At 39.3% G+C, this 21876-nt stretch carries 14 protein-coding genes; 3 read left to right on the plus strand and 11 right to left on the minus strand.

What is annotated here, in order from left to right; all coding sequences use genetic code 11:
* Positions 1–166: 166 nt before the first annotated feature.
* On the minus strand, positions 167–3844 hold the full coding sequence (gene nifJ, locus IGJ00_RS09170; RefSeq protein ID WP_104776268.1) for a pyruvate:ferredoxin (flavodoxin) oxidoreductase: 3678 nt from the start codon (positions 3842–3844) through the stop codon (positions 167–169).
* A 291-nt stretch (positions 3845–4135) separates the two neighbouring features.
* On the opposite strand from nifJ, the gene IGJ00_RS09175 reads away from it, so the two are divergent.
* From IGJ00_RS09175 to IGJ00_RS09185, 3 genes are all read left to right on the plus strand, one after another.
* Positions 4136–4651, plus strand: coding sequence for a DsbA family protein (locus IGJ00_RS09175; RefSeq protein WP_019723107.1), 516 nt, complete (start codon positions 4136–4138; stop codon positions 4649–4651).
* A 129-nt stretch (positions 4652–4780) separates the two neighbouring features.
* A complete protein-coding gene (locus tag IGJ00_RS09180) occupies positions 4781–5476 on the plus strand; it encodes a transposase (protein WP_438844350.1) in 696 nt (231 codons plus the stop codon).
* Positions 5476–6348, plus strand: a complete 873-nt coding sequence (locus tag IGJ00_RS09185) for an IS3 family transposase (protein ID WP_115357195.1) — start codon at positions 5476–5478, stop codon at positions 6346–6348. Before IGJ00_RS09180 ends, IGJ00_RS09185 begins: the two co-directional genes overlap by 1 nt.
* A gap of 65 nt (positions 6349–6413) precedes the next feature.
* On the opposite strand, the gene IGJ00_RS09190 is transcribed toward IGJ00_RS09185, so the two are convergent.
* From IGJ00_RS09190 to uvrB, 10 genes are all read right to left on the minus strand, one after another.
* A protein-coding gene (locus IGJ00_RS09190; protein ID WP_185953894.1) for an IS3 family transposase occupies positions 6414–7573 on the minus strand; the annotation gives its coding sequence in 2 pieces (ribosomal slippage) (positions 6414–7327 and positions 7327–7573; 1161 coding nt in all).
* A 118-nt stretch (positions 7574–7691) separates the two neighbouring features.
* On the minus strand, positions 7692–9395 hold the full coding sequence (locus IGJ00_RS09195; protein WP_438844351.1) for a hypothetical protein: 1704 nt from the start codon (positions 9393–9395) through the stop codon (positions 7692–7694).
* Between the two features lie 174 nt (positions 9396–9569).
* Positions 9570–11273 (minus strand): hypothetical protein, encoded by a 1704-nt coding sequence (locus IGJ00_RS09200; protein WP_115357757.1) that lies wholly within the window; start codon positions 11271–11273, stop codon positions 9570–9572.
* Between the two features lie 203 nt (positions 11274–11476).
* Complete coding sequence (whiA, locus tag IGJ00_RS09205) at positions 11477–12412, minus strand: DNA-binding protein WhiA (RefSeq protein ID WP_010735234.1); 936 nt, start codon at positions 12410–12412, stop codon at positions 11477–11479.
* Positions 12413–12448: 36 nt separating this feature from the next.
* Positions 12449–13444, minus strand: a complete 996-nt coding sequence (locus tag IGJ00_RS09210; protein WP_065096810.1) for a gluconeogenesis factor YvcK family protein — start codon at positions 13442–13444, stop codon at positions 12449–12451.
* The gene (gene rapZ / locus IGJ00_RS09215; protein WP_010735232.1) at positions 13441–14325 is read right to left on the minus strand and encodes an RNase adapter RapZ; all 885 of its coding nucleotides are present in this window, start codon (positions 14323–14325) and stop codon (positions 13441–13443) included. Before rapZ ends, IGJ00_RS09210 begins: the two co-directional genes overlap by 4 nt.
* 374 nt (positions 14326–14699) lie before the next feature.
* Entirely contained in the window at positions 14700–15404 is a 705-nt protein-coding gene (locus IGJ00_RS09220) for an amino acid racemase (protein WP_438844352.1), read from the minus strand.
* 3 nt (positions 15405–15407) lie between these two features.
* The gene (locus IGJ00_RS09225) at positions 15408–16673 is read right to left on the minus strand and encodes a D-aspartate ligase (RefSeq protein WP_041684221.1); all 1266 of its coding nucleotides are present in this window, start codon (positions 16671–16673) and stop codon (positions 15408–15410) included.
* 262 nt (positions 16674–16935) lie between these two features.
* Positions 16936–19755, minus strand: coding sequence for an excinuclease ABC subunit UvrA (gene uvrA, locus IGJ00_RS09230; RefSeq protein ID WP_086334782.1), 2820 nt, complete (start codon positions 19753–19755; stop codon positions 16936–16938).
* A 9-nt stretch (positions 19756–19764) separates the two neighbouring features.
* Positions 19765–21759, minus strand: coding sequence for an excinuclease ABC subunit UvrB (gene uvrB, locus IGJ00_RS09235; RefSeq protein ID WP_438844353.1), 1995 nt, complete (start codon positions 21757–21759; stop codon positions 19765–19767).
* Positions 21760–21876: the final 117 nt, after the last annotated feature.

A 21876-nucleotide genomic window follows, 5' to 3' on the forward strand; every position in this document is an offset into this window, starting at 1 on the left:
AGCCTCTCTTCTCTTTTGAGATTTCCTCTTTAGTATATCATATGTTTCCTCAGAAGAGACTTATCTGCTTGGAATTTCCTAACAAAAACCAATTTTTTTCAAGAAATTTACATTTTCCATTTATTCACCAATAAGTTATTCTATTTCCTTGGATCGTTTCGTTTTATCATTCTATGGTTTTTCTTCGTTCCGCTCTAGCGGCACGTCTGGCAGCACGTCTAGCTTCTGCTTCCGGATCAACCGTTCGTTCTTTTTTGACTCTCGGTTTTTCGATCTCTGGACTTTCAGTACCTTCTGTCGGTTCGATCTTCGCTTTGATTTTTTCTAATTGACCAGTCATCGCCGCATAGTTGTAAAACCGTTTTTTCGCATCTTGGATCGTTTTATTGAATAACTGCTCCGCTGCCTGCGGGTGGATCGTTTCAAGCGATGAAAAACGGACTTGCTTGCGCATGAAGTCAGCCATCATGGTAAAATCAGGCTTTTTATAGTCTAGTGTCATCGGCGTTTTATTCTTTTCGATCAATTCAGGATTATAGCGATACAACGACCAATAGCCTGAAGCCACTGCTTCTTTTGCTTCTTTGATCGATTCTTTCATTCCACCAAGTAACCCATGAGCAATACATGGCGTATACGCAATGATCAACGATGGTCCAGGGAATTTTTCTGCTTCTTCAAATGCTTTGATCGTTTGCATTTGATTCGCACCTGAAGCGATCTGTGCCACATACACATTCCCATACGTCATCGCCATCATGCCTAAGTCTTTCTTGGAGGCATATTTCCCATTTGCTGAGAATTTAGCGATTGCTGAAGCAGGTGTGGCTTTTGAGACTTGTCCACCTGTATTGGAATAGACTTCGTTATCCATGACTAAAATGTTTACATCTGCGCCACTTGCCAAGACGTGATCGATTCCGCCAAAACCGATATCATACGCCCAGCCATCACCACCGATCATCCATTGACTATTTTTGACAAATAGATCTTTTTCTTGGTAGATCGTTTGTAATTCAGGAACAGCTTCAAGCTCATTTTCGATTGCCCCACGTAATTTAGCTGCCCGTTGTTGGGTTCCTTCGCTTTCAAACATATGCGCCAACCAATCTTCCATCAATTCACGTAGTTCTAAGGAGACTTTAGGCATCACTTTTTTCATCGTCTCTGCTAAAGCTTCTCTTCTTGTTTGTGCGGCTAAAAGCATCCCATAACCAAATTCAGCATTATCTTCTAATAATGAATTTGACCACGCAGGTCCTTGCCCACAATCATTTGTGGTAAATGGTGAAGCCGGCACTGCTCCGCCCCAAATAGATGAACAGCCTGTCGCGTTGGCGATCATCATACGGTCACCGAACATCTGTGTCAACAGCTTCACGTAAGGCGTTTCCCCACAACCGGAACATGCCCCGGAAAATTCTAATAAAGGTTGATTGAACTGTGTTGATAATACTGTATTTTTGCCTTTGATTGGATTTTCTTTTTGTCGCAAGGTCATTGCAAATGCCCAGTTGATTGCTTGTTTCTTTTGTTCTTCATAGGGCTTCATCACGAGTGCTTTGCCTTTTGCTGGACAAGCTTCAACACATAGCCCACAACCGGTACAGTCTTCGACAGACACTTGGATGCGATACTTCAAACCATCTGGCCCACGCATTTCTCGAACAATGAACCCTTCCGGTGCTTCTTCTAGTTCTTCCTCATCGGCTAAGAATGGTCGAATCGCTGCATGAGGACAAACGAACGAACATTCATTACACATCGTACAGCGCTCACTGATCCATTCAGGTACTTCAAGTGCTACCCCGCGTTTTTCGTAAGCAGCGGTTCCTAAAGGCATATCGCCTCGTGTCATTCCGTTTTCTGCTAAGGTCCTCACTGAGAGCTGATTTCCTTCTTGAGCGTTGATTGGTTCAAGGATGTCTCTGATATAGCGATTTTGAGTATTTTTCTCCTTATCAGGAAGCGCCAATGTTGCCCATTCAGCCGGCACTTCGACTTTATGCAACAATTCCACTGTACGATCGATCGCCTTGATATTTTTTTCAACGATCGCCATTGATTTATGACCATAACTCTTCAAGGCTTCCTCTTTCAAAATCGGTAGGACTTCTTCGAATGGTATGATATTCGCCAACTTGAAAAATGCTGTTTCCATCGCCGTATTGATCCGCCGACCTAGACCTACTTCTTGCGCCAAACGCATCGCATTGATCGTATAAAATTGGATCTCATTTTCAGCTAAATATCGTTTTAAATGGGTCGGTAGATGCGTAGCTAGTTGTTCGTCTGACCAAAGTGTATTCAATAAGAAAGTCCCTTTAGGTTTCAATCCTTTGACTAAATCATAGCTGTGAAGATAAGCAGGGGTATGACAAGCGACAAAATCGGCATGTTCGACTAAATAGGTCGAACGGATCGGTGTATCGCCAAAACGCAAATGAGAAACAGTCAGACCACCTGATTTTTTTGAATCATAGTAAAAATAGCCTTGTGCGTATTTGTTTGTATGGTCACCAATGATTTTGATCGCTGATTTATTTGCTCCAACTGTTCCATCAGATCCAAATCCCCAGAATTTCGCTTGGAAAGTATTCGCTTCAGTCAAATCAAGTGATGGGCCAACTTCCAAAGAACAGTAAGTTAAATCATCAATGATCCCGATCGTGAAACGTTTCTTCATATCCGTTTTTTCTTTTTTCAATTCATCATATACCGCTACAATCTGATCAGGGGTGACATCTTTTGAACCAATGCCATAACGTCCGCCGATCACTTTCAGATGACGTTCTGCATCATATAACGCACTTTGAACGTCTAATAATAAAGGTTCTCCCCCTGCTCCCGGCTCTTTACTGCGGTCTAGAACAGCAATTGCCTTTACGGCATTCGGTAGTTTTTCGATCAATGTTTCAATTGGAAACGGACGATATAAGTGGATATTCAAGAAGCCGACTTTACGACCGTTTTTGTTCAAGTAATCAACTGTTTGTTGGATCGTTTGCGCAACTGATCCCATTGAAATAATGACTTCTTCTGCGTCAGCCGCTCCATAATAAGTGACCAGATCATAAGAAGTTCCTCGGAGTTCATTGATTTTATCCATATACTTTTTCACGATTTGAGGCAAACGATCATAGTATCGGTTGATCGTTTCTCGTTGTTGAAAGTGGATATCAGGGTTTTGATTCGTCCCACTGGTCGTCGGCCGATTAGGATTCATTCCACGTTCACGAAAGGCCTCCAATTTTTCTTGAGGAATCAAAGGAGCTAATTCATCATATTCCAACACTTCGATTTTTTGGATTTCATGACTCGTTCGAAAACCATCAAAAAAGTTGACAAAAGGGATTTCTCCTTCTAAGGAAGCTAGATGCGCAACTGGCGCTAAATCCATCACTTCTTGGACGCTGCTTTCCGCAAGCATCGCAAATCCTGTTTGGCGAGCGGCCATCACATCACCATGATCACCAAAAATATTCAACGCATTCGTCGTCACCGCTCGACTAGCTACGTGAAAAACACTAGGTAATAGTTCACCGGCTATCTTATACATATTTGGGATCATCAATAATAATCCTTGTGAAGCAGTGTACGTTGTTGTCAATGCTCCGGTTTTTAGTGACCCATGTACGACACCTGCAGCACCAGCTTCTGATTGCATCTCTACGACTTTCACTGGTTGTCCGAAAATATTTTTTTTGCCTGAAGCTGCCCATTGATCAACCAGTTCAGCCATTGTTGAACTAGGCGTAATTGGATAGATCGCTGCTAATTCTGTAAAGGCATATGAAATATATGCAGCAGCAGTATTCCCATCCATCGTCTTCATTTTTCGCATGTTTCATCACCTTTGCTCAATTTATCTAAATAATCTTTATTATTATACCGTAAACGAACAAAGAAAACCTCCTAATTTTGAAAGAAAAATCACATGCTAAAGATATGACAGAAATGCTTCGACCAGAATCGACAGGTAAAAAATAAAAAAATAGCTTTTCCCTTCTTACAACTTTTAGCTTTTTAATCTAGGAAATGAGAGATTAGCGATTCACACACATTTATTTCTTTGAACAAATCATTGTCTTTTTTAGGGCAAAGTTATTACAATAGAATAAAGAGGTGTTAAAAAATGGATATTTCAATTATTGATGCAACAAAAACAAACAAAACTACTGGAATCATGTACGGAAACGAAGATGCACCAAAACAAATGATCGAATTTGTTAATCTTGCTTGTCCTTATTGTCGACAATGGTTTATCGAATCTTATGACATTTTAGAAGAGGCGGTTCAATCTGGAAGACTCTTACGAATCATCAAATTGTTCGACAAAGAAAAACCTAGTTTACAAAAAGGAAATGTGATGCATCATCATATCACTACGACGGATGGAAAAGTCGCATTAAAACAAATCAAAGCGATTTTCGATGCGCAAGATGAATGGAAACAACTTGATTTAGACGGCATTGCCGAATATGCAACAGAAACACTTGGTTTAACCGAACAAGAAGACCAAGCAACTACTCAAGCAATCATCGATGAAGCAAATGCTGCTCACATCCAATTCGTCCCTACTGTAATCATCGATGAACATATCTTTGATGAATCGATTACACCAGAAGAATTGAGTGAATTGGTTAAATAATTCATCATTTGATCATTCCTTGATGTTTAAAATCAAAAATAGACCGAAAAGCGATTGATGATATGCTCCCTATAAAGTAGACAAGGAAAAAAACAAAATTCCAAATCTACTTTATAAGGAGTTTTTTGTATGTCTAAGAGAAGTCCATATTCTCCAAAAGAAAAATATCAGATCATTTCAGAGGTGATGGGTGGTCGTTGTAGCGTAAACAGTATCACGAAGAAATATTCTCTTTCCAATGGGACGATAGAAAGTTGGATTCATAAATATAACGAGGAGGGGCTCGAGGGGTTAAAAGAGGCGAAAACCTGGAAGCGGTATGATCGTGAACAAAAACAGAAAGCCATTCTAGCTGTCCTCAATAAAGAGATGTCTCTTCGTCAGGCAACGCTATTATTTCAAATATCTTCACACTCCGTTTTAAGAAAATGGATTTCAAGTTATACTAAGGGGGAAACACTAAAATTTACAAGTAAAGGCAGTGTACCCAAAACCATGACAAAAGGACGTAAAACCACTTATCAAGAGCGTATCGAGATCGCTCAATACACCATCGCTAATGAGCTGAATTACGCGCAGTCGATTGAAAAATACGATATTTCCTATCAACAAGTGTATTTTTGGGTAAAAAAATACCAACAATATGGAGAAGAAGCGTTAAAAGACAATCGTGGTCGAAACAGATCAAGCGAGTTCTTAACCGAAGAAGAACGGCTGAAATTACGAGTAAAAGAGTTAGAAGCTCGAAACAAGCATTTAGAAATGGAGAATGATTTCGTAAAAAAGCTACAGGAAGTTCGGCGGCGAAACTATCCCTCACGTTAGTGAGGAACGTTGAACTCTACCAAACGATTTCTTCTCTTCATGAAGAGAAGAACTATTCAATCACTCAGCTCTGTCAGTTAGCAGGGATTGCCCGCTCTTCCTACTATAAATGGGTGAAATGGCAACCTTCCAAAAAGGAAATGGCCAACCGAAAGTTGGCGAAAGAGATTAAGAAGAAATATGACAGCAAAAAAGGAGCAATTGGTTATCGGCAAATTCGAATGCAGATTAACAGAAAACTAAAGAAACAGTATTCTCGAAATCGTTATTATCGATTAATGAAAGCCATTGGTATCAAAGCAGTCATCAAAAAAAAACGTCCCACTTATATAAAATCGATGGAAGCACATGTTGCAGAAAATGTATTAAACCGTAAATTTGTCGCTAAAAAGCCCAATCAGAAATGGTGTACAGACGTGACTGAATTGCGCTATGGAAATGGTAGAAAAGCCTATTTAAGTGCAATCATCGATCTCTATGATCATTCGATTGTCTCTTGGGAGCTAGGTCATTCAAACAATAATTTACTTGTCATGAATACGATAAAAAAAGCAATGGATAAGAACTCTGGAGTAAGACCATTACTTCATAGTGATCGTGGGTTTCAATACACGTCTTATGACTATAAGAAACTTGAAACAACATATAAGTTCACCAAAAGTATGTCCCGAGTGGGGCGTTGTCTAGATAATCAACCGATTGAACATTTTTGGGGAACCTTTAAAGAAGAAAAATTTTATCAAGAAAGCTACCAGAATTTTGAGGACTTAAAGAAATCTGTAGGTGAATATATGCGGTATTATAATAACTACCGCTATTCGGAAGCCTTGAATGAGCTTTCGCCGAATGAGTTTAGAAAGCAAGCTGCATGAAAACAGGAATCGAGTGACTCGATCCCTGTTTTCATACCATGGATTTGTCAAGAAAAACTAGACACTTAGTTAAGAGAATAAGCGGATTTTTTTTCAAAGTCTCTAGGAGATTGGTAGCCAAGGGCAGAGTGTATGCGTTTTGTGTTATAGTAAGTTTCAATATATTTAAATATCTCCATTTGAGCCTGATCGATATCACTGAATTGAGCATCATTGATCAGCTCTCTTTTTAACGTTTTATAAAAAGATTCCATTAAGGCATTGTCATAGGGGTTTCCTTTTCGACTCATACTAGCGCGTGCTTCTTTTTTTCTTAACACCGATTGGAATTTCGTACCTGTGTATTGTGAGCCTTGGTCCGTGTGAATAATCAATCCCGGTCCAGGCTGCTCTTTTCCAAATGCTTGAAGAAAAGAATCCACAACTAATTGATCTTTCATTCTAGGTGACATAGACCATCCAACAATCTTTCTCGTACAGACATCAATAAATACAGATAAATAAAGTGTTCCTTCTTTCAGAGGGATGTAGGTAATGTCTCCTAACCAAATTTTATTTTTTTCTGTTGCCTTAAACGTTTGATTAATAAGATTGGGTCGTGAAAGAGAGGGCGATTTTCGATTATAATACTTGTATTTATAGGTACTGCCTTTAGCATAAAGACCAAGTTGATGGAGAAGCTTTCCTACACGTTTTCGATTAACAAGAATTCCTTTTTTATTTAATACTTTTGTTATTCGAATCGCTCCATATCTTCCATGATGTTCCTGAAAAATAGTAGCGATTTCTTCTTTCAAGAGTTCATTCTCTTTTTTTCTTTTGGATGGTTTTCTTTTAAGGAACTCATAAAAACCAGCTTTTGAAACGTTCAATGTCTGGCAAGCTCTCCGGATATTCAACTCATTTTTGTGTTCTTTTAAGTACTGAAATCTTACTTCTTGTTTGGCTTCAAGAAGACCTGGAACTTTTTTAATAAGTCTAATTCCTCTCTTAGGTAACGATTTTCTTGTTCGAGTTTCTTTATTTCGTAATGGGCATCAAAAAGTGCGCTCCCTTTTCCAGGGAACGCACTTTCTCCATATTTTTCAACTTCTTGAACCCATCGATACAAGCTATTAGCGTGAACTTCTAGCTGTAGGCTAACTTCTTTAACAGAAAATCCTTCTTCAGTTACCAGTTTTACAGCGGCGATTTTAAATGCTTTATCAAATGAACGTCTTGGCATAATCTAGATCCTCTCTTTCTCTTAATTTATTGTCTAGTTTATTATACCAAGTCCACCATTTTTGTTTTTTTACTGTCTACTTGACAGGGGGCACTTCATGGCTTTTTCGGTCTATTTTTTATCGTTGTAGTAACGAAGTATGCTTGGTTGAACGAAACTGTTGCGGCTTTTCTTGGAGGACCCGCTTGATATTCTCTACTTTTGCTTGTCGTTTGATTTCTTTTTCTATTTCCTTGAATTTTTTTAGTTTCTCCACATCATTTTTACGTTCACTGATTTTTTTTATGCTCATTTTATTATTGCGCTTCGAGATGACTCGAACTGACTCTATGCTTACCCCATGTTTCATGGCATTAGTGACCTTATCGAGATACCTAGCATCTGCAAGGATCGCGGATTTTTGTTCATCTGTAATTCTATGCTTTTTGCTAGATAATCTTGTCAGTCTTTTCAATGATCGCCTTTTACTGATGACTAATGATTTTTTTACCGAAAGTAGCTGCGCAATTTGGCTGTTTGTTTTTCCTTCCCCAATCATCCGCTTAACATCTTGCGTTTGCTCCTCTGTCAAATAACTATTTGTCCGTTTTTTGATATTGGGATAGTTTACTAGATCCGCTTGAAACGTGATTTGATAGATATTGGTCAAATTCGTATTGAATTGCTTTGCGACAGCTTCTGTTTTCTCCCCGTTATTAAGCTTCGTTAAAATCAGGTGATTTCTAATTGCACAAGTTTTATGGTGATCCAAGTTAAGAGAGAGACCAATTTCGGCCATTGATTTCCCTTTTTTTAATTCCTCCATAAATTTGGCACATGCTTCAACTGAAAACAACGTCAGTGGCTCAGTTTTATTCTCTTTCTTATCTTTTTTCATGGGCTGTTGTACTGCTCGATTATGATAAACGACTTTCTGAAGTGCAGTAGTTTTCATATTGAACTTTCTAGCTAAGATCTTTGCTTTGATTCCATCCTCGCGATAATACAAAATTCGCTGATTCCTAAGTTTTCTTAGTTCATCCACAGGTGTATAAAATCGCTTGCTGATTTCTGCTAGTGGCTGCCTTTGCTCGAATGCTTGTTCAATATGACGCGTGCGTGTCCGAATCACAAATTTTTGGTTGATATTCAATTGCTGGGCAATGATTCTTGTTGGCTTTCCATGTTCTAAGCTCGCGACAATTGCTTGTTCTTGTCGATTGATATTTTTTAGCCATTTCTTACTTTCTTTTGTGACATGACCTTGCAAGGCAAGTGGTTGACTAATTTTCTGACGAATACGTAAAACATCTTCAACTGATAATCGAAAAGTAGTGGCAACATCTTCTGGATGAGTCATTTGTAATCGTCTTAAAATGGCTTGTTCTCGTATCTTTTCTACACTACTCTCTGCCAATCTCCACCTGTGTGCAACTTCTTTGATGGTCAATTTTTGAACTAACTTTTTCTCGATCATATGATTTCGAATAGTAAGTATCTGTTGATGCTCCATATGTAGCTTTTTAGCGAGATCATTCTTTGAAGCACCGTTTATTAGATGATGTTTGATATAGTTATTGCGTACCTCTCGAATTTGATCTAGCGACATATTCAATCGGTGAGCGATTATTTCCATACGCGTACCTTTTTTGATCTGTCGTATAATTTCTCTTTTTATAACGAATCTGACCTGCCAAAGAGTAAGGTGATGTTTTTTTATGATATATGCGTTCGTTTTGCGATGTCTTATTTCCGCTAATACGTCTTGTTTTTTTTCGATTGCTTGCGTACGTATTTGAAATCTTCTTTTGGATGTCACTGCCTGTTTTTCATAATCACTCATTTACAGTTTCCTCCTAACTTGTTTGTTTCACTCTCTCGTTATAGGAGTATTTATTTGATCGATCTTTCTTTTTTTCAACATATGCTAAAAAGAGATCAAGGGAATGATTCTACTTCGTCTTGATCAAAAAGAGTGCTAATGCTCTTTAGAATACTGTTCATTACTCGTATCTATTTATTCACGTTGTGTCATCAATTTCGTTTTTGGCATTTTTTCTTTTTGAATAATTTGCTGGATATTGCGGATTTTCGCTTCTTCTTTCACCTTAGTAAGTAGTTCATCCATCTTTTGTAGTGCCTTCATTTTTGCTGTTTTTCGTCTTTCTTGGATTTCTCTCCCCTTGATTTCTTCAAACCTAGTAGCCAAAACGCGGATAGTCGACTCACTAACCCCTGATTTCGAAGAATTCACAAAAGGAGTCATGTAGTTTAGGTCTTGCATGATCTGCTTTTTTTGTTCTTTTGTGACTCGATGCTTCATCTTGATTGTTCCTTTTTGTGATTTCATTTTTGTTTGCACACATCTGACCAGCGAGTCTTTGATTCCTAGTACTTCAGAGATTTCTCTGATCGTCATCTTGCGATTGATGCAGTTTCTAACTGTTTGCACTTGTTCAGGTGTCAAATAATCTAAAGTACGTCGTTTGATATTTGGAAATTCTGCCAGATTTGCTCGGAAAATAACTTCACGAACATTTTTGATATCCATTTTGAATTCTTCTGCGACCGCTTGAGTGGATTCTCCACTGTTCAATTTTGTTAATATCCCATGATTTCTCACTTTATAGATCAGGGGGACGATTACTCCTAATTCTTTTCCCAAAGCCTTCGTTATTTTTGTTTCTTTGATTCGTTTCAGAATTTCTCGTCTTGTCTCATCAGATACTATTGAAATATCAAATGTTTTTCGAGAGCTTGCTGTAGTATGATCAAGCTTACTAGAAGCATTATTCCGACACAAAATCGATCCAACTCTGGATAATGACACATTAAATCTTTTTGAAAGAAGACTACTCGTTTTCCCTTGATCGCTTTGTATCAATAGACGAACATCTCTTAGTCGATAGAGTTCCTCGATTCCAATGTGGAATCGCTGACTGATTTCTTGGCCAGTCTGTCCAGCTTCGAATGATTTTTCGATTTCCCGATTACGGATATCAATGACTGCTCGTTGACTGATCATTAATTCTTGTGCTACAGCTTTTGTTGTTTTGCTTTCTTCAAGTAAACCTAGCACCTTCGCTTTGCGTTCCTCTAATTGATCCAAGAGATTTTTGTTCGCGGGAGACAACTCTTTTGTCTTACTATTTGATTCTAGCGAACGTTGCTTGATCAAAAATACTTGTTCCATTGATAAATTGAAATCTCTTGCAATTTCTTCAGGATGTTGTTCTTTCAATCGTTCGATAATCTGTTCATTTCTGATTGAACGAATTTTATTGACTGATAACTGTGAATCTTTTGCTACTTCTGTTAAACTCGATCCTTTTATCAATTCTGTGGCGATCCTTTTATTGCGAATCTGCAAGATTTGTTTTTCACTCATCTGAAATTCAGCTGCTAATGCTGCTATCTCTCCGTTTTTTGCTAATGCGGTATAAATATAATCATTTCGATACTTACGAACTTGTGAGACTGTCAATTTCAACCGATAGGCAATTGTTTTTTGGCTTTTTTGCCCGATAATCTCTTGGATTGCCAGCTTTTTCTTGGTTGTATAGAGGCGCTCTCTGCTGATTTGATACTTGTTCATGATGTCTTTTTCCAACTGACCTGATATTAACTCACGATAAATGGCTTGATCACGCTTTTCTTTTAGGTCTCTTGTAGGATATAGTTCATCTATTTTACGTTTCTTACTTTTATGTGCTTCCTCCATAATGCAATCTCCTCCTCACTATCACTAATTTACATTCATTATAAGTACCTAAACTTTAGATTCATGCCCATTTTTAAGAAAAAGAAAAAAAAGTGGTCTGACATCTATCCTCTTGCTTCGATGAACCCTAAAAGCAAAAGACAAATTAGTCAAACCACAATATGTTTATATTTCGATTAAATGAACAATAAATTCATTGTTCGTTAGGATGCTTGTTCCTTTAATTTTTCAGCAAATTCGTTGATTTTACGAATCCGATGATTGATCCCTGATTTCGAGATCGCCCCGGATGGGATCATTTCTCCTAGTTCTTTTAAACTGACTTCAGGATGTTGCAAGCGTAATTCAGCAATCTCTTGTAACTTTTCCGGAAGTGCTTGTAAACCCACTCGTGCTTCGATCAATTCAATATTTTCAATCTGTTTTGATGCTGCATCAATGGTTTTGTTCAGGTTAGCCGTCTCACAATTGACTAACCGGTTCACTGAATTTCTCATATCACGCACGATCCGCACATCTTCAAAGCGCAACATCGAATTTGTTGCCCCAATCAGAGTCAAGAAATCAGCAATTTTTTCGGCCCCTTTTAAATAAGAGATATAGCCATTACGTCTTTCTAGTGTACGTGCGTGTAAACCATAGTAATTCAACATATTACAAATATCTTGGTTATGTTGTTCGTAGATCGAATAAATCTCTAAGTGATAGCGACTTGTTTCCGGGTTATTGACTGAACCCGACGCCATAAATGCGCCACGTAAATACGAACGCATCTTTTGCGCATTTCCCATGATTTCATCGGAAACATGCCCATTGAACATCATCCCATCCATGATATCCAGATCCATCAATACATTTTTCGTTCCTTGTTTCAAGCGAACGATGTAGACATTATTCTTCTTTAATTTCATTTTCTTACGTACGAGCAGTTCGCTTCGTACTTGATAATGATCTTTTAAAAGTGAGTAGATCCGTCGAGCAATTGCGGCGTTTTCTGTCTGTACATTCAAGATGAATTGCTGGTTGACGATTCCAAGTGAGCCATTCATTCGTAATAATGCGGCTAATTCCGCTTTTGCATGTTCTCGATGGACTTCCAAACCAGTCAATTCCTTCTTGACTTCAGCTGCAAATGACACGTTATCCACCTCCTTTTCACAAAATTTTTCCTTTAATTACTTTGAGCCAAAGACGATGCGGAATAGTTCTTCGACTACCTTTTCACCATCATGGAAGACCCCACCATTTTTCAACTCTAAAAAGTCAGTCGAGATGACCCGACAATTTTCTTCTCTTAAGCCATTAAAATCATGTGCTACTTGGACAAGGTATTCATCGTAGATTTCCGGGTCCATGTAATCTTTTGGTACTTTTTCTGTATTGACTAAGACAGTATCAATAAAGGGTTGGTCTAAATGTTGATGCAACACACGAATATGATCTGCATCTGAAAAATGTTCTGTTTCCCCTTTTTGTGTCATGATATTACAGATGTATACGACCTCTGCTTTCGTTTGAAGCATGGCTTCACCAACTTCTGGTATGACTAAGTTAGGAAGAATACTCGTGAACAAGCTTCCCGGCCCTAAGACGACCATATCTGCTTCCATGATCGCAGAAACAACTTTGCGGCCTGCTTTGGCTTCACTTTCGTCTTCTGTATTACGTACGAATACCCGATCGATCGTTTTGCGGTCAACAGCGATTTTAGATTCTCCGATCGCTGTCGTTCCATCTTTGAATACCGCATGTAAGGTCAACGGCGTTTCAGAAGAGGGATAGATGTGTCCATCCACGTGCATCATTCGAGACAATAGTTGTACTGCTTCATAAGTACTCCCTCTCATTTCAGCAACTGCCGCAATGATCAAGTTACCAATGGTATGATTGGCTAAAAATTGGTCTTCTTTTTTGAAACGGTACTGAAAGATATCTTCGTAAAATTGAGGCATATCAGATAGCGAGACTAACACATTTCTTAAATCGCCTGGAGGAGCCATCGCGATCGACTGGCGGATCTCACCGCTACTACCGCCATCATCTGCGACGGTTACGATTGCCGTGATATCGGCTCCTTGATTACGTAGACTTTTCAAAATAACAGGTAAGCCTGTACCGCCTCCGACTACAACGATTTTGGGTTTTCGAATTCGGTAAGTTTTCATTTTCATGAGCGGTTCACCGTCTCTTTGCGCTTATCTTTGTCACGATGAGTTACATTGACTTTATATGTTTCACTAAGCGCTTGAGATAACCTTTCTGTTAAAGCAACTGAACGGTGTTGTCCACCCGTACAGCCAATCGCTACAGTCAAACTGCTTTTTCCTTCTTTGATGTATCCTGGCATGACTGTTTTTAATAAATCAAGGAATTTCAAATAAAATAATTCTGTTTCGTCAAAGGACATGACGTAATCATAGACTGGTTTATCTTTCCCAGTCAATGGTCTTAAATCAGCGATATAATGAGGGTTCGGTAAAAAACGAACATCCATCACAATATCTGAATCGATCGGTAACCCGTATTTGAAACCAAACGAAACAAACTCAATGCGAAATCCTTGATCATCTTTTGTTTTAAATGTTTGATTGATTTTCTCACGTAGTTGTCGTGGGGTTAAAGTCGTCGTATCAATAATGACAGAAGCTTGTGCTTTGATGTCATTTAAAATCGCCCGTTCTTTACGGATGCCTTCCGTTACTAGTCCATCCATAGCCATCGGATGTGTTCTTCGGGTTTCTTTGTAACGAGCAACCAACTCTTCGTCAGAGGCATCTAAAAATAAGACAGAGGTATCAATAAAATTTGTATTTTCGATCTCGATCAACATACTTTGGATCTCTTCAAAGAAAGAGCGTGAACGTAGATCCACACCAAGTGCCATTTTTGTGACTTTCCCTGATTCCTTGATCAGTTCCCAGAATTTTGGGATCAGTGTTGGGGGCATATTATCGATACAAAAGTACCCCATATCTTCAAAACTTTGAATGGCAACAGTTTTACCTGCCCCGCTCATTCCTGTAATGATTACTAGTTCTAAATTATCAGCCATCCGTATGGCCTCCTCTCTCGTTCTCCTATAAAATTATATCATCCCGGGCGTATCATTGCTAGTTCGAATTCGATTTCTTTGGTTTTTATTCAAAGGCTGTAAAGCAAAATCAAACGACTTCAAAATAAGCGCGAAAAGTGAGGGGCACATTAGTCCTCTCGCAGATTCTAAAACTGAATAAACGATGGAAACAAAAGTAACCTCTTCGGAAATAAGGCGCCATCCACAAAAATTTGAAGAACAATTTTCGTGGATGGCGTCTTATTTCTCGAGGAGAAACATTTCTGTCTCTAACTCTTTTCGCGCTAATTTATAGGAGCTGAACCCCTGTGGATCAAACTCAGCCCACAACTATTATTACACTAAAACGTATCTTACTTTCGAGCAGATAGTGCCATCTCGATTGTTCGATCAGCTAGTATCGACTGCGCATCGATCACAGGATAAGGATTATCGGAGGCAACTTCTTGCATCAAAGACAATTCTGTACAGCCTAAGATGATCTTTTCACACGCCAAGCGTTGAACAACTTCTTCTAGAATCTCAAAATAAAGTTCTTTGTTCAACCGATCCGCTTCTTTGATTTCATGATAAATCAAGTAGTTCACTTTTTCTTGTAGTTCTTGGTCAGGAATCACCACGTCAAAACCTAATGCTTTGATCTCTTTTTCGTAAACACCGGCAAGAATACTTCCTTGAGTTGCTAAAACAGCTACTTTACCCGTTGTTTTTTGACGGAGAAGCTCTTTTGCCGCTTCTCGTGGCATATGCAAAATCGGAATCGTCGTCTCTGCTTGTAAGTCATCAAAAAAGTAATGAGCTGTATTACAAGTCAAAACAATGAAATTCGGTTGTAGTAAATTTTGTTTTTTGACGTCCTCTACTAAATAAGGGACAGGATTTTCTTTCCTTTGATCCAAAATGTAGGCCGTTCGATCAGGAACTGTCGCATGATTGAATAATACATAGTTCAAGTAATCCTGATCTTTGGCAGCTTTGACACGATGATTGATCAAGCGGACAAAGCTTTCCGTTGCCATCGTTCCCATCCCACCTAAGATACTGAAAAAATTCTCCATGAACTAGCCTTCTTTCGAATGAAAGTATTTTTTAAATCTTGGAATATAGTTTCGGAACATATAAGTCATCAATACCCAGCGTTTAAGTGAGTGATCTTTCTCATAAAACACAGTCGTTCCATAGCGTTTTTCTTTGATCAACTGCAAGGCACGTTGTTTTTGTTCGTTCTCTTTGGCATAAGTCAAAAAGACTTTTTTAGGCACGCCCAGCCATAGCTTCGCTTGGTCTGATTGGTTCGTTCCGTAGGTCGTTTCCACGAACGGCACACCAAAGACACGGTCTTCTGTTAGAAAACGTGCTAAATTCAGGCCATTGAGCGTAACAAAGAAACTACTTCTTCCTTGACGAAGATTGATCTCAAATAATTTATATTCGCCATCTCGTGGGTCATACTTCATGTCAAAGTTTGCAAAGCCAGTGTACTCGATTTTTTCTAGAAATGCTTTGATCGTTTGGTAGATCTTCTCGTTATAGTCAGGCATGATCACGACATAGTTTCCGATAGACGCTGGTGTTGGGTCTTCAAGTAATGGATGTCCTAGACACATCATTCGTACTTGATGCTGGTCATCAACGTAGGCATTCAAGACCCGCATATTGCTGTCATCCCCAGGAATAAAGTCTTGTGCGATCATTTCGCTCGTATAGCCCGCTTCATAGATCCGACCTAGCATCAAATCAAATTCCTCGCGATTATCAATAATAAACGCTTTTTTTCGTCCCTCAAATTGGACAGATAAATATTCCACACTATTTGCCGGTTTTAGTGCTACAGGAAAATTGAAAGGTAACTCTTGTTCTAAGCGGCCATTGTTCAACATTTCTTTTCGAATGATCAATGTTTTGGGATAAGGTAACTGATATTCTTCACATATCTCATAAAAACTCACTTTATTCACTAATCGCTCGAAAAGTGAATAATCGATATAAGGACATATAAAAGTTTCAGACAGCTCCTCTTTATGCTGAGAAATCAACTCAGCATATCCGTCGCCACAAGCTATCAGTAAATATTTTTTATTTTTATCCGTATATTTTTCTTTTGCTAAACGTCTCATCGTCTCTATAAAGACCGGATCTTGATCAAATCCTGGAATCACTTCAACGTTTACGATTTTGCTATAGCGGGTAGGCGCTAATTGATTCGACGCATAGGATTGACAAACTGTGCCATATGCCTCGTGAAATGAACGGGCCATACCATAAACGTTCATATCGCTACCTAATAAAATAGGGATAAATTCATTTTTTTCATTACTGTTCATCATTATCTCTCACTAACTTAATAATCTCTTGTTTTTTCTTTTACAATTACACAAGGAATATCATACCATAAAGAAAAAAGCAATCAAAGGAATCTCCTCCGATTGCTCAATTCTTTTTTGAACGGATTGAACTTATAGGAAGTTTTTATCTATACCAATAAGTGTAGAAAGAACTACCATATAAAATATTCTAGAATACTCATGAAAAGAAAACAATACATATTGTATTCTTTTAATATTTTTTTAACTATCATCATCACTTTTATTATTTTTCCATGATTTTTTTCAAATAATGTCCTGTATAGCTTTCTTTGACTTTCACTAATTCCTCTGGTGTACCAGTCGCTAGGATCGTACCGCCACCTTCGCCACCTTCAGGTCCTAGATCGATCAAATGATCCGCTGTTTTGATGACGTCTAAATTGTGTTCAATGACTAACACAGTATTTCCTGCATCAACCAATCGTTGCAAAACATGCAATAATCGAGCAATGTCATCAGTGTGAAGCCCTGTAGTCGGCTCATCTAAAATATAAAAATTCTTCCCATTAGAAATCTTGTGCAGTTCACTCGCAAGTTTCATTCGTTGTGCTTCTCCGCCGGACAATGTCGTCGCTGGTTGTCCCATTGTGACGTAGCCTAAGCCAACATCAACGATCGTTTGTAGTTTGCGATGGATCTTAGGGATCGGTTGGAAAAACTCAACGGCATCTTCAACCGTCATCTCTAAGATATCCGCAATACTTTTTCCTTTGTAATGAACTTCTAGTGTTTCTGAGTTATAACGTTTCCCATGACAGACTTCGCATGGGACATACACATCTGGTAAGAAATGCATTTCGATCTTGATGATCCCATCACCGCGACAAGCTTCACAACGACCACCTTTCACGTTGAAACTGAAACGGCCTTTTTTGTAACCACGCATCTTCGCTTCATTGGTTTGAGCAAACAGATCACGGATATCATCAAAGACACTCGTATAAGTCGCCGGATTACTTCTTGGTGTCCGACCGATCGGGCTTTGATCGATATCAATGATTTTTTCGATTCCTTCATAACCAGTTATCGTTTTGAACTTTCCTGGTTTGGCTGAGTTCCGATTGATTTTTTGTGCTAATGCCTTCTTCAAGATACTGTTCACAAGCGTACTTTTTCCTGAACCAGAGACGCCAGTGACCGCCACGAATTCACCCAAAGGAAACTCAACGGACACATTTTTCAAGTTGTTTTCTGTCGCACCTGTGATCTTGATCGCTTTACCTGTACCTTTTCGTCTTGTTTCAGGAACAGGGATCGATTTTTTGCCAGACAGATATTGTCCGGTCAATGAATGTTTATCCTTAGCAACTTGAGCGGGTGTCCCAGCAGAAACGATCTCGCCACCTTGATGTCCTGCACCAGGACCAACATCGATCAAATAATCGGCTGCACGCATCGTATCTTCATCATGTTCCACAACCACTAAGGTATTGCCAAGATCTCGCATTTTCTTCAATGAACCGATCAAGCGATCATTGTCCCGTTGATGTAAGCCAATGGAAGGCTCATCTAAGATATAAAGAACTCCCGATAGATTTGAACCGATTTGTGTGGCTAAACGAATCCGTTGCGCTTCGCCACCTGATAAAGTGCCCGAAGCACGACTAAGTGTCAAATAATCAAGACCGACATTTTCTAAGAATGACAAACGGTCATTGACTTCTTTTAGAATCGGACGAGCGATGACTTTTTCTTGCTCTGATAAAGTTAGATTTTCAAAAAATTCAACGGCATGTTGGATCGACAACTCATTCGTCTGACCAATATTCGTCCCATTGATCTGTACGGATAAAGCTTGTGGATTCAATCGATAACCGTCACAAGTCTTACACGTCAATTCTGTCATGTAAAGACGCATTTGTTCTCTCGTAAAATCACTGTTCGTATCATGGTAACGGCGTTTGATATTGGTCATCACGCCTTCAAATGACGTTTCAACATCTCTCACTCCACCGAAATCATTTTCGTAGTGAAAATGGAAGGACTCTGAGGTACCATTCAACACGATTTCTTGATGTTCAATAGGTAAGTCTTCAAATGGTGTATCCATATCGATCCCATAACTTTCGCAAGCTTGTGCCAGCATTTGTGGATAATATTGCGAACTGATGGGATTCCAAGGAATGATTGCTCCTTCGTTCAACGTTTTTGTTTTATCTGGGATCACTAGATCGATATCGACTTCTAATTTGACTCCCAAACCATCACAATCCGGACATGCGCCAAATGGTGCATTGAAAGAAAACAAGCGCGGTTCTAATTCTCCCACTGTAAACCCACAGTACGGACACGCATAATGTTCGCTAAAGAGCATTTCTTCTTCCCCGATCACATCGATCAGTACATAGCCATCCGCTAAACGAAGCGCTGCTTCGATCGAATCGAATAAACGAGAGCGGACACCTTCTTTGACCACGATTCGGTCAATCACGATCGCGATATCATGTTTTTTATTTTTTTCTAATTCAGGTACTTCGCTAACGTCATAGGTTTCTCCGTCTACACGGACACGAACATACCCTTCTTTTTGGACACGTTCAAATACTTTTTTGTGTTGTCCTTTTTTCTTTACCACGATCGGTGCTAAAATTTGGATCTTCGTCCGATCAGGCAGTTCTAGCACTTTGTCCACCATTTGCTCGACGGATTGACTAGTGATCTCAATATGGTCATTTGGACAGATCGGATGACCGACCCTAGCAAATAACAGACGTAAATAATCATTGATCTCTGTCACTGTCCCTACGGTAGAACGAGGGTTTTTACTGGTTGTTTTTTGATCGATCGAGATTGCTGGGCTAAGTCCATCAATACTATCGACATCCGGTTTATCCATTTGCCCCAAAAATTGACGGGCATACGCAGATAAACTTTCGACATATCGGCGTTGTCCCTCTGCGTATAATGTGTCAAAAGCAAGTGAACTTTTCCCTGAACCGGATAATCCGGTGACGACCACGAATTTATCACGTGGGATCGTCACATCGATATTCTTTAAATTGTGCGCTCTTGCGCCATGAATAATAATTTTATCGTTAGCCATGTTTACCCCCTACTCAGATGCTTTTAATTCAAGAATCATATCACGCACATTGGCTGCAGTCTCGAAATCCAATGCTTTCGCTGCATCTTTCATTTCTTTTTCTAGTTTCATCAATAATGTTGCTTTTTCTTCTCTTGTCATCTCCTCATAAGAAACTTGCACCTTTTCTTTTGCATCATCTTCTGATTCTTTCGTAATCGAGATCAAGTCTCGGATTTCTTTGATGATCGTTTTCGGAACGATGCCATGGTCCTCATTGTATTGTTGCTGGATGCTACGACGTCTAGACGTTTCGTCCATGGCCAAACGCATAGAATCAGTGACTCTATCCGCATACATGATGACTTTACCTTCTGAGTTACGTGCCGCACGTCCGATGGTTTGGACTAATGAACGTTCACTTCGTAAGAACCCTTCTTTATCGGCATCTAAAATAGCGACTAATGATACTTCTGGGACATCTAATCCTTCACGTAGTAAGTTGATACCAACTAATACGTCAAACTCGCCTAAACGAAGATCACGAATGATCTCTGTCCGTTCTAATGTTTTGATATCGCTATGCAAGTATTTCACTTTGATCCCTAACTCTTTGAAGTAATCGGTCAAGTCTTCTGACATCTTTTTCGTCAACGTGGTCACAAATACCCGTTGGTCTTTTTCAACTCGCTCATTGATCTCACCTACTAAATCGTCGATCTGACCCATGATTGGTCGTACCTCGATGACTGGATCTAATAATCCTGTTGGTCGAATGATTTGTTGGACCACTGTATCTGTTTGTTCGTACTCATAAGGTCCAGGAGTAGCAGAAACATAGACGATCTGGTTGACATGTTTCTCAAATTCTTCTAGACGTAAGGGACGGTTATCTAGTGCAGATGGCAAGCGGAAGCCATAATCGACTAGCATTTGTTTTCTCGCACGGTCTCCGTTATACATTCCACGGATTTGTGGCATCGTCACATGAGATTCATCAATGACCATCAGCGCATCCTCAGGGAAGAAATCTAATAACGTATACGGCGGTTCGCCTTCTTTACGACCATCCATATGACGTGAATAGTTTTCGATCCCAGAAGTATAGCCCATCTCTAACATCATCTCGATGTCATAGTTCGTCCGTTGTTCTAAGCGTTGCGCCTCTAGTAATTTGTTCTCATTACGTAACACAGTCAAGCGTTGTTCCAGTTCTGCTTTGATATTTGCGACCGCATGTTCCATATGATCGTCATCGGTCACAAAGTGAGTGGCTGGGAAAATAGCGACGTGCTCTGTTTCGCCTAATACTTCACCTGTCAACGCATTCACTTCACGGATTCTTTCGACCTCATCACCAAAAAATTCCACGCGTAATGCTCGCTCATCACGTGAAGCTGGAAAGATCTCCACGACATCACCACGCACTCGAAAACGACCGCGCTGAAAATCAATATCGTTTCGCTCAAATTGGATGCTGACTAGATCTCGGATCAATTGATTACGGTCCATCTCCGCACCTTGTCTGATCGACACGACTTGTTTTTGATATTCAAATGGTGAACCTAACCCAAAAATACAAGAAACCGAAGCAATCACGATCACGTCATTTCGTTCTAACAATGAACTTGTGGCGGAATGGCGCAATTTATCGATTTCATCGTTGACACTTGAATCTTTTTCAATGTACGTATCACTCGAAGGTACATAGGCTTCTGGTTGATAATAATCATAGTAAGAAACAAAATATTCGACCGCATTGTTCGGAAAGAACTCTTTGAATTCCCCGTATAATTGGCCAGCTAGTGTCTTATTATGTGCAATGATCAAAGTTGGTTTATTTACTTTTTCGATCAAATTAGATATCGTATAGGTTTTCCCTGTTCCGGTCGCACCTAATAAAATCTGCGCTTTTTTACCCTCATTTACACCTTCGACCAACTGCTTGATCGCTTCTGGTTGATCGCCGGCTGGTTGGTATTTTGACACCAACTCAAAATGACGGGAGGTATCTCTTTCAATCATTGTTCGTCCTCCTTTTCGTTCATTCCTTCTCTCATTTCATCAAAAAAAGAAAAGGAAAGCAAAGGCATTCCTTGTTCCTCTATTATATCACGGCGAACATACTTTCGCCAATTGAAA

It is taken from the genome of Enterococcus sp. AZ062, from assembly GCF_051715065.1.
Taxonomy (GTDB): Bacteria; Bacillota; Bacilli; order Lactobacillales; family Enterococcaceae; genus Enterococcus_B; species Enterococcus_B mundtii.

Coding starts and splice junctions, on each gene's coding strand:
- rapZ (WP_010735232.1), bottom strand. CDS start 14,325: ATGGCTGATAATTTAGAACTAGTAATCATTACAGGAATGAGCGGGGCA.
- IGJ00_RS09195 (WP_438844351.1), bottom strand. CDS start 9,395: ATGAGTGATTATGAAAAACAGGCAGTGACATCCAAAAGAAGATTTCAA.
- IGJ00_RS09225 (WP_041684221.1), bottom strand. CDS start 16,673: ATGATGAACAGTAATGAAAAAAATGAATTTATCCCTATTTTATTAGGT.
- IGJ00_RS09175 (WP_019723107.1), top strand. CDS start 4,136: ATGGATATTTCAATTATTGATGCAACAAAAACAAACAAAACTACTGGA.
- IGJ00_RS09200 (WP_115357757.1), bottom strand. CDS start 11,273: ATGGAGGAAGCACATAAAAGTAAGAAACGTAAAATAGATGAACTATAT.
- nifJ (WP_104776268.1), bottom strand. CDS start 3,844: ATGCGAAAAATGAAGACGATGGATGGGAATACTGCTGCTGCATATATT.
- IGJ00_RS09210 (WP_065096810.1), bottom strand. CDS start 13,444: ATGAAAATGAAAACTTACCGAATTCGAAAACCCAAAATCGTTGTAGTC.
- IGJ00_RS09180 (WP_438844350.1), top strand. CDS start 4,781: ATGTCTAAGAGAAGTCCATATTCTCCAAAAGAAAAATATCAGATCATT.
- IGJ00_RS09220 (WP_438844352.1), bottom strand. CDS start 15,404: ATGGAGAATTTTTTCAGTATCTTAGGTGGGATGGGAACGATGGCAACG.
- uvrA (WP_086334782.1), bottom strand. CDS start 19,755: ATGGCTAACGATAAAATTATTATTCATGGCGCAAGAGCGCACAATTTA.
- uvrB (WP_438844353.1), bottom strand. CDS start 21,759: ATGATTGAAAGAGATACCTCCCGTCATTTTGAGTTGGTGTCAAAATAC.